Annotated in this window: 12 protein-coding genes; 6 read left to right on the top strand and 6 right to left on the bottom strand. The window is 59.0% G+C overall.

The annotated features are described in order from the left end of the window. Nucleotides 1-87 precede the first annotated feature (87 nt). Nucleotides 88-813 carry an intradiol ring-cleavage dioxygenase gene (locus AC3ITY_RS26185; protein ID WP_489305892.1) on the top strand — a complete coding sequence of 242 codons (726 nt, stop codon included), beginning with the start codon at nt 88-90 and terminating at the stop codon, nt 811-813. A 2-nt stretch (nt 814-815) separates the two neighbouring features. Here the strand turns inward: AC3ITY_RS26185 and AC3ITY_RS26180 are convergent, their stop codons facing one another. The 4 genes from AC3ITY_RS26180 to AC3ITY_RS26165 all read right to left on the bottom strand — a co-directional run bounded on the left by AC3ITY_RS26180 (nt 816) and on the right by AC3ITY_RS26165 (nt 3,895). Beyond that, entirely contained in the window at nt 816-1,997 is a 1,182-nt protein-coding gene (locus tag AC3ITY_RS26180) for an aminotransferase class V-fold PLP-dependent enzyme (RefSeq protein ID WP_489305890.1), read from the bottom strand. 19 nt (nt 1,998-2,016) lie between these two features. Further along, the gene (locus AC3ITY_RS26175; RefSeq protein WP_003227425.1) at nt 2,017-2,253 is read right to left on the bottom strand and encodes a DUF3820 family protein; all 237 of its coding nucleotides are present in this window, start codon (nt 2,251-2,253) and stop codon (nt 2,017-2,019) included. 184 nt (nt 2,254-2,437) lie between these two features. Beyond that, on the bottom strand, nt 2,438-2,908 hold the full coding sequence (locus AC3ITY_RS26170) for a MaoC family dehydratase (RefSeq protein WP_489305888.1): 471 nt from the start codon (nt 2,906-2,908) through the stop codon (nt 2,438-2,440). Nucleotides 2,909-2,950: 42 nt separating this feature from the next. After that, nucleotides 2,951-3,895: an alpha/beta hydrolase gene (locus AC3ITY_RS26165; RefSeq protein WP_489305886.1), complete on the bottom strand. Its 945-nt coding sequence runs from the start codon at nt 3,893-3,895 to the stop codon at nt 2,951-2,953. A 244-nt stretch (nt 3,896-4,139) separates the two neighbouring features. Here AC3ITY_RS26165 and fadD2 point away from each other — a divergent pair, with 244 nt between their 5' ends. Both fadD2 and fadD1 read left to right on the top strand, forming a co-directional pair. Next, entirely contained in the window at nt 4,140-5,828 is a 1,689-nt protein-coding gene (gene fadD2, locus AC3ITY_RS26160; RefSeq protein ID WP_489305884.1) for a long-chain-fatty-acid--CoA ligase FadD2, read from the top strand. Between the two features lie 404 nt (nt 5,829-6,232). Continuing rightward, entirely contained in the window at nt 6,233-7,933 is a 1,701-nt protein-coding gene (fadD1, locus tag AC3ITY_RS26155) for a long-chain-fatty-acid--CoA ligase FadD1 (RefSeq protein ID WP_489305882.1), read from the top strand. A 147-nt stretch (nt 7,934-8,080) separates the two neighbouring features. Here fadD1 and AC3ITY_RS26150 read toward each other — a convergent pair whose 3' ends face one another. Beyond that, a complete protein-coding gene (locus tag AC3ITY_RS26150) occupies nt 8,081-8,458 on the bottom strand; it encodes a hypothetical protein (RefSeq protein WP_046042266.1) in 378 nt (125 codons plus the stop codon). Nucleotides 8,459-8,812: 354 nt separating this feature from the next. Here AC3ITY_RS26150 and AC3ITY_RS26145 point away from each other — a divergent pair, with 354 nt between their 5' ends. Together AC3ITY_RS26145 and def are read left to right on the top strand one after the other, a co-directional pair. After that, nucleotides 8,813-9,769, top strand: a complete 957-nt coding sequence (locus AC3ITY_RS26145) for a YihY/virulence factor BrkB family protein (protein ID WP_046042267.1) — start codon at nt 8,813-8,815, stop codon at nt 9,767-9,769. A 2-nt stretch (nt 9,770-9,771) separates the two neighbouring features. After that, nucleotides 9,772-10,311, top strand: a complete 540-nt coding sequence (def, locus tag AC3ITY_RS26140) for a peptide deformylase (RefSeq protein ID WP_103397564.1) — start codon at nt 9,772-9,774, stop codon at nt 10,309-10,311. A gap of 117 nt (nt 10,312-10,428) precedes the next feature. Here the strand turns inward: def and AC3ITY_RS26135 are convergent, their stop codons facing one another. Next, nucleotides 10,429-10,842 (bottom strand): GNAT family N-acetyltransferase, encoded by a 414-nt coding sequence (locus AC3ITY_RS26135; RefSeq protein WP_489305879.1) that lies wholly within the window; start codon nt 10,840-10,842, stop codon nt 10,429-10,431. Between the two features lie 329 nt (nt 10,843-11,171). On the opposite strand from AC3ITY_RS26135, the gene AC3ITY_RS26130 reads away from it, so the two are divergent. Further along, nucleotides 11,172-12,113, top strand: coding sequence for a fatty acid desaturase (locus AC3ITY_RS26130; protein WP_489305877.1), 942 nt, complete (start codon nt 11,172-11,174; stop codon nt 12,111-12,113). Nucleotides 12,114-12,120 lie beyond the last annotated feature (7 nt).

Below are 12,120 nucleotides of genomic sequence, written 5' to 3'. Positions count from 1 at the left end.
ACCAAGGACATCATGCGATACATAGTTACCGCATAACGAAAATCGACCAGTGCTAGCCTGCGTTCATCTTATGGAAGAGAGAACGTCATGGACGCTACCACCTCAGTTGCACAGGTTGTACCGGTTTACCTGCTGTCCCCCGAACAGGTTGCCGGCCCGTATTTCCGCAACCCCAAACTGATCCGCAGAAACATCAGCGAAGGCGCTGAAGGCGTTCCGTTGGTGTTGCGGCTGACCATTGTCGATGCCATGACCGGTGAGCCGGTCCCCGATGCGCTGGTGGATATCTGGCACTGCAATGCCCGCGGTGCCTATTCGGGCTGGGGCAAGATCAACCCGGACGTCGAGGTCGATACCGGTGACATCGGCGCCGTCCCGCGCACCGATGACGATACCTACCTGCGCGGTGGGCAGTTCACCGACAAATCGGGCATCGTGCGCTTCACCACGATCTATCCGGGTTTTTACGCCGGCCGCGCTTTGCACATTCACGTCGCCGTGCGCATCACGGCCGGCAACAACTATTTGCAAGAACGGCATGTCGCCTGGGTCGGGCAGCTTTACCTGCCTGAGGTGGCCTCGCGCTCGGTACTCGGCAGCCGACCGTACAGCGGTCGAACCGTGCCGGTACTGACCAACGATCAGGACTTTTTTTATACAACCATGGGCGGTGAAGAATCGACCTTGAGTGTGCACACCCTGGGGCGGGATGCGGCTGAAGACGGCTACTTCGGGCAGATGACCATCGGCATCGACACGTTCGCCGTGTCGACACAGATCAAACCCGAGGACTTTGACAAGTACACCGTCTGACGTCAGCCCAGTTCGGTCAGTGCCCTGGCCAGCAAATCCATGTCGGCCGCAGTGGTGGTAAGCCCCGGTGTTATGCGGATGCACGGACCGCATGCCGCGCCACTGCGGGTCACGGTGAACAGGTTGTATTCATTGAGCAGGCGCTCGACCATGGTTTGCTGGTCGGCATGCCGGGTAAAACGCATCGAGGTGATGCCGCAATACAGGCGCGGGTCATCCGGGGTCAGGACTTCGACGCCCGGCAACCGCCGCGCCGCACTGACCCAGCGGTTGCGCAGATAATTGAGCCGCGCACCCTTGGCCGCGGCACCCCCCATCGCCCAATGTTCTTCGAGCACCAGCGGCAGGGTCAGCAGCGCCGGGATATTGGGGGTGCTGTACGAGGTACGGGCGCGAATGTCAGCGGGCGGAAAATGCATTTCGCCCATGTCCGGGTCGATGTCGACCAGGTGTTCGGGTGCGATGTAGATAAAGCCAAGCGTCAGCGGTGCGCCGATCCACTTGTGCAGGTTGTAGCCGGCGAAGGCGATACCCAGTTCGCTCAGGTCGAATTCGAGCTGGCCGAGGGCATGGGCCCCGTCGAGGATGACGTCGATGCCGTGTTCCTTTGCCGCGGCTGCAATCGCCTGCACCGGCATCACCAGGCCCGTGCGATGGGTGACGTGGGTCAGGGCCATCAGTTTCAGCCGCGGATGCCGCGCGAAGGCTTCCCGATAGGTATTGAGCAGGCTGTCGAAGGTTGCCGGGTGTGCGTGTTCGATCTCGATCACTTCAACGCCGCGATTATGCGCCAGCCAGCGCATGGCGCCTTTGACCGTGTCGTATTCCAGATCGCAAACCAGTACCTGATCGCCGGGCTGCAGCCGGTTGTAGTTGCGGATCAGCGACTGCAAACCTTCCGAGGCGTTGCGGGTCAGGGCGATGCTGTCGGCGGGTACGCCAATCAACCTGGCCATCTGCGCGCGGATCTTCAGGCTGTCGCCTTGTTCGAAGCGCTGGCGCACATAGACCGAGTTGCTACGGTTGATCAGCTCGATGTTGCGCTGGTATTCCTCGACCACCGTGCGCGACATGCGTGCGAAGTAACCGTTCTCCAGGTTGAGCGGGCCAGGTTCGACATCGTAGCGGTCGGCAAAGGTTTGCCAGAAGGCTTCATCACGGGCGCGGCGGGTGTTGTCGGGCATGGGGTACTCGGTAGGTGATTCAGTGGCGCGGGGCAGGTTTGCCGTGTTTGGCGCGCAGCGGTTCGAGCAAGTCCGACAAACCGTTGTGATCGATTTCCTGCATCAGGGCCAGCAGGCCGCCCAACTCGCCGTGAGGGAAACCCTCCCGGGCGAACCAGTTCAGGTAAGGGCCGGGCAGGTCGGCAATGATTCGACCCTTGTACTTGCCGAAGGGCATTTCGCGAGTGATCAACAGTTCGAGCTTTTCAGGGTTCATCAATCGGTCGTCTTGATTCAGTCAGTCTGGAAAATACAGGCCTTCTGCATGCAGGCCAAATGACCGACATGAATAATGCCAGCTAGCCTGGCGTTTTTTATGCGGGCAGGATTTGCAAGAGACTGCAGTAGTTGAGGTGCTACGGGGACTGTGGCGAGGGGGCTTGCCCCCTCGCCACAGAGGGTTAGCCGATGCTGATCGCCGGCAGCGTGGTCAAGGTCACGCTTTGCTGCTTGCGTGGCGCGAGGATTTCCGCCTCACCGTCCACCACCAGTTCATCGCGCTGGTTGAACACGCGAGTGGCAATGCGCACGCGAAACTTTGGCAGTTTTTCCAGGATTTCCAGGCGTACGGTCAGGGTGTCGCCGATCTTCACCGGTTTCTGAAAACTCATTTGCTGGCCGATGTAGATGGTCCCCGGTCCAGGCAATTCGCAGGCGACCGCTGCGCTGATCAACGCGCCGCTGAACATGCCGTGGGCGATGCGTTCCTTGAATATGGTGCTGGCGGCGTATTCGGCATCCAGGTGCACCGGGTTGTGATCGCCGGACATCGCAGCGAACAACTGGATGTCGCGCTCTTCGACGGTCTTGCTGAAACTGGCGGTCTGGCCGACTTCAAGGGCTTCGTAAGGGGTGTTGGTAACCTGGGTCATCTATCTCAATTCCTGTGACGAATTAAAAAATTCACAAAAAAACTATTCGGATCGGTGCGGCCGAGGAGCGCTCAAGGCCTGTGCGATCCAGTTCAGCACATCGGCGATGATTTCATCGCGGTTGCTCTCGTTGAACAGTTCGTGCCGCGCCTGCGGGTAAACGGTCAGTTGCAGGCGCTGGCTGCCGGCCGTCCGCAGCGCGTCGGCCAGATCCTTGAGACGCTTGCCTTCGCTCACCGGATCACATTCACCACCAATCACCAGCAGCGGCAGACCCGGATCGATCTGGGCGAGATTGGACGCTTTGCTGATTTGCTGCAAGCCGCCGAGCAAGTCGATCCACAGTTGATTGGTGCAACGGAAACCGCAGAGCGGGTCGTTGACGTACAGATCGACCTGCGCCGGATCACGGCTGAGCCAGTCGAACGGCGTGCGTGCCGGTTTGAATTTGTTGTTGAACGAGCCGAACGACAGCCATTCGATCAATGCACTGCGTCCTTTTTGGCCCTGGCGCAGGCGTTCGATACGGGCGATTTGCCGTGCCGCGCGATAAAGCGCCACAGGCTGGAAGTTCGAGCCGCTGAGGATTGCCCCGTGCAGGCTGGCACTGTGGTGCAGCAGATAGGCCTGGGCAACGTAACTGCCCATGCTGTGGCCCAGCAGCACGATCGGGACGCCAGGGTGCTGCTGGCCAATGTGCTGATTGAGGCAGGCCAGGTCGCTCACGACCTTGCACCAGCCATCGTCATCGGCGAAATGCCCGAGTGTCCCGTTTTCGGCAGTTTTGCCATGTCCACGCAAGTCCGGTGCGCACACGCCATAGCCCTGTTCACAGAGTTTTTGCGCAAGGGGGCCATAGCGGCCGCTGTGTTCGGCCATGCCGTGGGCCAGCAGAATCATTGCCTTGAGGCTGCCGTCGGGAAGCCACTGGTTGACGAAGAGGCGGCTGTGATCGCTCGTGGTCAGCCAGAAAGTGTCATGGATCATGGCGGTTCCTTTGCATGAGGCTGCCTGGTCGCAAACAGCTCGTTGCAGTTTATAGCGCATCCTTGGCTGGGCGTCTGATCAGCCTACGCCATGGCAAGAAGATTCATACGGTCAATGACGGCCGTGGGCATATTTGCCTGCTACGGCATAACTGCTAGTGTCCGTGAAGCTCCGCTTTTTGCATTTTTTTGAAAAGTGACAGAAAAGTGGCCCCGGATAGATTCAGGTAAAGAGGACAAGAACAATGCAACCTGATTTCTGGAATGACAAACGCCCGGCCGGTGTACCCCTGGATATCGATCTGGGAACCTACAAGTCGGTGATCGAGGTGTTCGAGCGTTCCTGCAAGAAGTTTGCTGACCGCCCCGCGTTCAGCAACATGGGCGTGACCCTGACCTACGCCGAGCTGGAACGCCAGAGCGCCGCCTTCGCCGGTTATCTGCAAGGCCACACCGACCTGGTGCCGGGGGACCGCATTGCGGTGCAGATGCCCAATGTCCTGCATTACCCGATTGCCGTGTTCGGCGCCTTGCGCGCCGGGCTGATCGTGGTCAACACCAACCCGCTGTATACAGCGCGGGAAATGCGTCATCAGTTCAAGGATTCCGGTGCCCGGGCGCTGGTATACCTGAACATGTTCGGCCAGAAAGTCCAGGAAGTGCTGCCCGACACCGATATCCAGTACCTGATCGAAGCGAAGATGGGCGACCTGATGCCCACCGCCAGGGGTTGGCTGGTCAACACTGTGGTGAGCAAGGTCAAGAAAATGGTCCCGGACTACTCCTTGCCCCAGGCCGTTTCTTTCAAGAGTGCATTGCACATGGGCCGAGGCCTGGGTATCAAGCCGCTGAGCGTCGGCCTCGACGACATCGCCGTGCTGCAATACACCGGCGGCACCACGGGCCTGGCCAAGGGCGCGATGCTGACCCACGGCAACCTGGTGGCGAACATGCAACAGGCACGGGCCTGCCTCAGCCAGTCGGCCAGCGACGGCCAGCCTCTGCTGCGCGAAGGCCAGGAGGTGATGATCGCGCCGCTGCCGCTGTACCACATCTATGCCTTCACGGCGAACTGCATGTGCATGATGGTGACGGGCAACCACAACGTGCTGATCACCAATCCGCGTGACATCGCCGGTTTCATCAAGGAACTGAAGAACTGGCGGTTCTCGGCGTTGCTGGGGCTCAACACGCTGTTCGTCGCGCTGATGGATCACCCGGACTTCAAGACCCTGGACTTCTCCAGCCTCAAGCTCACCAACTCCGGCGGCACTGCGCTGGTCAAGGCCACTGCCGAGCGTTGGGAACAACTGACCGGTTGCCGCATCACCGAAGGTTACGGCCTGACCGAAACTTCGCCGGTGGCCTGCACCAACCCTTACGGTAGCCAATCGCGGATCGGCACGGTCGGCATGCCGGTGCCGGGCACCACGCTGAAAGTCATCAGCGATGATGGCGTCGAACAACCTTTGGGCGAACGCGGCGAGTTGTGCATCAAGGGCCCGCAGATCATGAAGGGCTACTGGCAGAAACCTGATGCCACCGCCGAAGTGCTGGATGCCGAGGGCTGGTTCAAGTCCGGTGACATTGCGGTGATCGACCCGGACGGTTTTGTGCGTATCGTTGATCGCAAGAAGGACATGATCATTGTCTCGGGCTTCAACGTGTACCCTAACGAGATCGAAGACGTGGTGATGGCTCACCCGAAAGTCGCCAACTGTGCGGTCATCGGTGTGCCCGACGAGCGGTCGGGGGAGGCGGTGAAGCTGTTCGTGGTGGCCCGTGAAGCGGGCGTCAGCCTCGAGGAGCTGAAGGCTTACTGCAAGGAGAACTTCACGGCGTACAAAGTACCCAAGCACATCGTGCTGCGGGAGTCGCTGCCGATGACGCCGGTGGGCAAGATTTTGCGGCGGGAGTTGCGTGATATCGCCTGATTGGTGAGTGGCCGCGCTTCGCGCGGTTCGCTGTAGGAGCAGCCGGTCGACGCTCGATTGCTCGCGAAGGTCGTGAACGATAACGCGCAAACCAGCTGCCCAGTGGCGGCCTCCGGTTTTTCGCGAGCAAGCTCGCTCCTACATTTATACATCGAAGCCCCGGATTCCGTGGGTTTCAGGGCTTTATAGGTTTTTTGCTCTAAAATGACTGCTTGCAGGTCTTGAGTCACAATTGTGACCGTGGAGGCCGATTTTGGCTCTGGTCGACCCTTGGCAAAGCTGCTACTCTCGGCGCGCTTTGTGACTTCTCGGCCTTCTATCAGCCAGATTCACCAATGACCAAACACCAATAATAATCGCATCAAATGCGGTGCTGAATTCGCGTTGCTGAGGAGTGGGCTTCCATGATCGAAGACTTTTGGAAGGATAAGTACCCAGCTGGGATTGCTGTCGACATCAATCCAGACGAGTATCCGAATATTCAGGCAGTGTTGAAGCAATCCTGCCAACGCTTCGCCAACAAGCCGGCATTCAGCAACCTGGGCAAGACACTCACCTACGGTGAACTGTACGAATTGTCCGGTGCCTTTGCCGCTTACCTGCAACAGCATACCGATTTGCAGCCTGGCGATCGAATCGCCGTGCAACTGCCGAACGTGTTGCAGTACCCGGTAGCCGTCTTCGGTGCAATCCGCGCCGGGCTGATCGTGGTCAACACCAACCCGCTATACACCGCGCGGGAAATGGAACACCAGTTCAACGACTCCGGTGCCAAGGCCCTGGTCTGCCTGGCCAACATGGCGCACCTGGCGGAAACCGTGGTGCCGAAAACCGGCGTCAAGCACGTGATCGTCACCGAAGTCGCCGACCTGCTGCCGCCACTCAAGCGTCTGCTGATCAACAGCGTCATCAAGTACGTGAAGAAGATGGTGCCGGCCTATCACTTGCCAAAAGCCGTCAAGTTCAACGACGTGCTGAGCAAAGGCCTGGGCCAGCCAGTGGCGGAAGCCAGCCCGGCCAGCGGTGATGTCGCGGTGCTGCAATACACCGGCGGCACCACCGGCGTGGCCAAGGGCGCAATGCTGACCCACCGCAACCTGGTGGCGAACATGCTGCAGTGCAAGGCACTGATGGGCTCCAACCTCAATGAAGGTTGCGAGATCCTGATCACGCCGCTGCCGCTGTACCACATCTATGCGTTCACCTTTCATTGCATGGCGATGATGCTGGCGGGCAACCACAACATCCTGATCAGCAACCCGCGTGACCTGCCGGCGATGGTCAAGGAACTGTCGAAGTGGAAGTTCAGCGGCTTCGTCGGCCTGAACACGCTGTTCGTGGCCCTGTGCAACAACGAAGGCTTCCGCAAACTGGATTTCTCTGCGCTGAAAGTCACCTTGTCGGGCGGCATGGCCCTGCAACTGGCTGCGGCCGAACGCTGGAAAGCGGTGACCGGTTGCGCCATCTGCGAAGGCTACGGCATGACCGAAACCAGCCCGGTGGCGACGGTGAACCCGATCCAGCACATCCAGGTTGGCACCATCGGTATTCCGGTGCCGTCGACCCTGTGCAAAGTCATCAACGATGCCGGTGTCGAGCAGCCGCTCGGCGAAATCGGCGAACTGTGCGTGAAAGGCCCGCAAGTCATGAAGGGTTACTGGCAGCGCCAGGAAGCCACGGATGAAATCCTCGACAGCGAAGGCTGGTTGAAGACCGGTGACATCGCGCTGATCCAGCCCGATGGTTACATGCGCATTGTCGATCGCAAGAAAGACATGATCCTGGTGTCCGGTTTCAACGTGTACCCGAACGAGCTCGAAGACGTGCTGGCCACCCTGCCGGGCGTGCTGCAATGCGCGGCCATCGGTGTACCGGACGAGAAATCAGGCGAGGCGATCAAGATTTTCATCGTCGCCAAGCCGGGCGTGACCCTGACCAAGGAACAGGTGATGGAGCACATGCGCGCCAACGTCACCGGTTACAAGGTCCCGCGTTCCGTGGAGTTCCGCGATGCACTGCCGACCACCAACGTCGGCAAGATCCTGCGTCGTGAATTGCGCGATGAAGAGCTGAAGAAGATCAACGCGAAGAAAGCCACCGCGTAATCAACAAAAAGCCCCGCAGATGCGGGGCTTTTTGCATCTGTAGGAGCGAGCTTGCTCGCGATGGTCGTTAACGATAACGCGTGTTTACTGGTTAAACGCAGCGCTCTTGAATCCATCGTCGGAACGCCGCCCGGAGCAAGCTCGCTCCTACAAGCGAAACGGCGCGAAGTTGACGTTGGTGCCCGCCGGGCGCATGTCCTGCAGGAAGGAGTCCTTGTCGGCGCTCAATTCCAGGCTCAATGCCGCCTTGCGCTTGCCTTCATTGCGCACCACCAGGCCTTCGAGCTTCTCGCGCAGGAACACGGTCGGCACTTTCAGGTGCAGCAGCTCGTCGGTGTCCGGTGTGTGCATCAGCAGGTGAATCCACTCGTACTGACCGATTGCAAGGCGCGTCACCGGGAGGTCGAACCACCAGATGTTGCGGTTACGGTTCAGTTCGGCGAAGTGGCAGTTGTTGACGCCAAGCACAGCACCGCCGAGTTCCTGGTTTCTGCGGGCAATGGCCTGCTTTTTATCGAGTTTCATAACATTCCTACGGGATTGGATCTTCAGCGCCATGGCCTGAATGTGTTGCGCATTCTCAGGGGTTGGCCCGCAAACATAAAGCCCAACCTGCACTGAACGATGAAATGTCGTGGTGAAAATAAATGAAACTCCCTGCAAAAGCCCCCGGTCAACCTTGTGTAACGACTTCCCAGCATTGAAATGTCTTTAATGAAAAGAAGACGCGGCCATCTTCAGATGGCCGTTTTTGTGTCAGCCTGAACTTGCACGCTGAATTTGTTTCAAAGTCGCCAACTGGGCTACCTTGATGAAAGAAAACAGCCCCTGAGTCGCCACGACTTCAACCCAATCCGTATGCGGCGAATGGAGACGCGAATGATTTTCCCGGACATGAGAGGCTTGCCCCTGCACCGTGTGATGATGCGCACGGTCACCGAGTTCATCGCCGACGAGATGTCGACCTATGCCTCGGCGCTGGCCTATCAAATGCTCTTTTCGCTGTTTCCGTTCATCCTGTTCCTGATTGCCCTGATCGGCTTCCTGCATCTGCCCGACTTCTTTTCCTGGCTGCGCCTGCAATCGGAACTGGTGCTGCCGCCCCAGGCGCTGGAACAGGTCAACCCGGTGATCGACCAGCTTCAACAGTCCAAGGGGGGGCTGCTGTCAGTGGGTATCGTGATTGCGCTGTATACCGCCTCCGCCGGTGTGCGGCTGATGATGAGCGCGATGAACGCAGCCTACGACGTGGTAGAAGGGCGCCCGCTGTGGAAACGCTTTCCGTTGTCGATCATCTACACCGTCGGCATTGCCGGCATGTTGCTGATCGCCGCAGCACTGATGGTGCTCGGTCCGCAGGTGATGAGCTGGATCGCTGCACAGGTCGGCCTTGAGTACTTCATCGTCACCCTCTGGACCATCGCGCGCTGGCCGGTGATCGTGATTTTGCTGATGGTCGCGGTGGCGTTGATCTACTACGTCATGCCGGACGTCAAACAGGAATTCCGCTTCATCACCCCAGGCTCAGTGCTGGCGGTGGTGGTATGGATCATCGCGTCCCTGGGCTTCGGTTTGTACGTCAAGGAGTTCGCCAACTACAACGCCATGTATGGCAGTATCGGTGCGATCATCGTGCTGTTGCTGTACTTCTACATTTCCGCCGCGGTGCTGCTGCTGGGCGCGGAGATGAATGCCGTGATCGAGCACATGTCGCGAGAGGGCAAGGACCCTGGCGAAAAAGTGGCTGGCGAGCATGGTCCCGTCCATGAGGAAAAACACCACGTGTCGGGCCTGGGCCGCGATCACTCACACAAACCGACCATTGATGAAACCTGATCATGATTCGTGAAATCCTGAAAATGGGCGATGAGCGCCTGCTGCGCATTGCCCCGCCAGTGCCGGCCGAGATGTTCGACAGCCCCGAGCTGTGGCAACTGATCGATGACATGTTCCAGACCATGGAAAGTGTGGGGGGCGTTGGCCTGGCTGCTCCGCAGATCGGCGTAGACCTGCAACTGGTGATCTTCGGCTTCGAGCACAGCGAGCGTTATCCGGATGCCGAGGCCGTGCCGCAGACGATCCTGATCAACCCGTTGATCACACCGCTGAGCCCGACCCTGGAAGAGGGCTTCGAAGGCTGTTTGTCCGTGCCTGGCCTGCGCGGCGCGGTGCAGCGTTACCAGCAGATTCGCTACGAAGGTGTCGACCCCAAAGGTGAACCCATCGTGCGGATTGCATCGGGGTTTCACGCACGGGTGGTGCAGCATGAGTGTGATCACCTGATCGGCCGCCTGTACCCGTCGCGCATTACCGACTTCAGCAAGTTTGGCTTCACCGAAGTGATGTTCCCGGACCTGGACCCCAACGCGGACGACTAGATCACTGCAAAACCCTGTGGGAGCGAGCCTGCTCGCGAAAGCGGTCTAACCGTCAGCATTAATAGTGACTGACACGCCGCCTTCGCGAGCAGGCTCGCTCCCACATTTTGATCTCGCTTACTTCGGGGCCAGCCCCATCGCAATCATCGGCTTGCTGCGCGCATAACGGCTCAACCGTTCAACCATCGCGTAAGGCATCGGCGGGTCGAAAGTAAACCCGCGTCGCTCATAAAACCCTCGCAAGTCCGGATGACAGAACAACCACACCGGCAGTTCGCAATCCTTCACCGCGGCCGCAATCAACCCGGCGGCAAGCCCCTGTTCGCGACACCCCGGATCGACAAACAACCCGGTCAGCCAATGTCCACCGGACACCGAACGCAAACACAGCACGGCAACAATCTGCTCACGCCGGGCCACCCACAGCTTTGCGTCGCGTACGGCCTTCATCGACGATTGGTGAGCGCGGTAGAACTTGTTCATCAATGGCCATAACGGCTCGTCGAGCAGGGTGAATTGGGTATCGGGCATGGTCTCGGACTGTCGGTGTGCAAAGCGGGCGATTATAAAAGAACGCGCGCGCCGGGATAGGTGTATACCTGATCTCACATCCCCATGAGTGGAGTACGCATCATGTCCAAAGGTATGGATTCAAAGAAAGCTGCGAAAAAGAAACCGGTGAAAACCGCCATTGAAAAGCGCGCGGACAAGAAGGCCAAGAAGGTCGGCGTGTTCGGTCACTGAACCCGCGTTGATTGATCGCTCCCATGCAACATGGGAGCGATCCTCCAGAAAATAATCTGCAAGATTTCCCAAGGCCAATGCACAGAAGGGGACTGGTCCCCGATCTGAGCAACGCCATGCCCCATTACTTTGATAGCGCCCACCATGAAGAAATCGAAACCCTGCGCCGACGCTTCACCGCGCGCACCGAATGGCCGACCTGGTTGCTGTTGATCGGTGTGTATGGCGGCTGGTTTGGCATCGTGTTGAACAGCCATCGATTGGGTTTGTGGTGGAGCACGCTGTTGCTGATTCCATTGCTGGTGCTGTGGTTATCCGTGCAACACGAACTGCTGCACGGCCATCCCACGCGCTGGCCAACCCTGAACAAAATCCTTGGCTACGCGCCGTTTGCCGTCTGGTATCCGTACACCTTGTACCGCGATAGCCATTTGCTGCATCACCGCGACGAAGACCTGACGATCCCCGGTCGCGATCCGGAAAGCCGTTACCTGAGCGCCGGGCAGTGGCAGGGCAGTTCACCGCTGGTGCGCAGCCTGCAGTGGCTGAACAAAACCGTGCTCGGCCGCTTTGCCCTGGGTGCACCGCTGGCCTTGCTGGCATTGGCTCGTGAAGAGCTGCAACGCCTGAGAGCAGGCGAGCGCCAGGCCTGGCTGATGTGGTTGAGTCACGGTTTGATGACTGGGTTGATGCTGCTGTTCATCGCGAGCTTCAGTGTGTTGCCGGTTTGGCATTACCTGTTTTTGATCAGTGTGCCGGCGCTGTCGATCGCCATGATTCGTTCCTACTATGAACATCGACCTCATGCGGCGCCGAAGCAGCGCACGGTGCTCAATGAAGCGGCGTGGCCGTGGCGCTGGCTGTTCCTGAACCTCAATTTTCATCTGGTGCATCACGAATTGCCGGGGTTGCCCTGGTACGACTTGCCTCGCGCGTACAGGTCCCGCCGCGAGCAATGGGTGGCGCGTAGTGGTGGGTTTCTGGTGCAGGGTTATGGGCAGTTGTGGCGTGAATATGGAGTGAAGGCCATCGACAGCCCGAGGCATCCGTTTTACTGATACCTGA

The sequence above is a fragment of the Pseudomonas sp. GL_091 genome (genome assembly GCF_057837725.1).
Note: the sequence above shows the minus strand (reverse complement) of the source record. Positions and strands in the feature narration are given on the sequence as shown.

Coding starts and splice junctions, on each gene's coding strand:
- def (WP_103397564.1), top strand. CDS start 9,772: ATGATTCGTGAAATCCTGAAAATGGGCGATGAGCGCCTGCTGCGCATT.
- AC3ITY_RS26175 (WP_003227425.1), bottom strand. CDS start 2,253: ATGAACCCTGAAAAGCTCGAACTGTTGATCACTCGCGAAATGCCCTTC.
- AC3ITY_RS26135 (WP_489305879.1), bottom strand. CDS start 10,842: ATGCCCGATACCCAATTCACCCTGCTCGACGAGCCGTTATGGCCATTG.
- fadD2 (WP_489305884.1), top strand. CDS start 4,140: ATGCAACCTGATTTCTGGAATGACAAACGCCCGGCCGGTGTACCCCTG.
- AC3ITY_RS26150 (WP_046042266.1), bottom strand. CDS start 8,458: ATGAAACTCGATAAAAAGCAGGCCATTGCCCGCAGAAACCAGGAACTC.
- AC3ITY_RS26145 (WP_046042267.1), top strand. CDS start 8,813: ATGATTTTCCCGGACATGAGAGGCTTGCCCCTGCACCGTGTGATGATG.
- AC3ITY_RS26185 (WP_489305892.1), top strand. CDS start 88: ATGGACGCTACCACCTCAGTTGCACAGGTTGTACCGGTTTACCTGCTG.
- AC3ITY_RS26180 (WP_489305890.1), bottom strand. CDS start 1,997: ATGCCCGACAACACCCGCCGCGCCCGTGATGAAGCCTTCTGGCAAACC.
- AC3ITY_RS26170 (WP_489305888.1), bottom strand. CDS start 2,908: ATGACCCAGGTTACCAACACCCCTTACGAAGCCCTTGAAGTCGGCCAG.
- AC3ITY_RS26165 (WP_489305886.1), bottom strand. CDS start 3,895: ATGATCCATGACACTTTCTGGCTGACCACGAGCGATCACAGCCGCCTC.
- AC3ITY_RS26130 (WP_489305877.1), top strand. CDS start 11,172: ATGCCCCATTACTTTGATAGCGCCCACCATGAAGAAATCGAAACCCTG.
- fadD1 (WP_489305882.1), top strand. CDS start 6,233: ATGATCGAAGACTTTTGGAAGGATAAGTACCCAGCTGGGATTGCTGTC.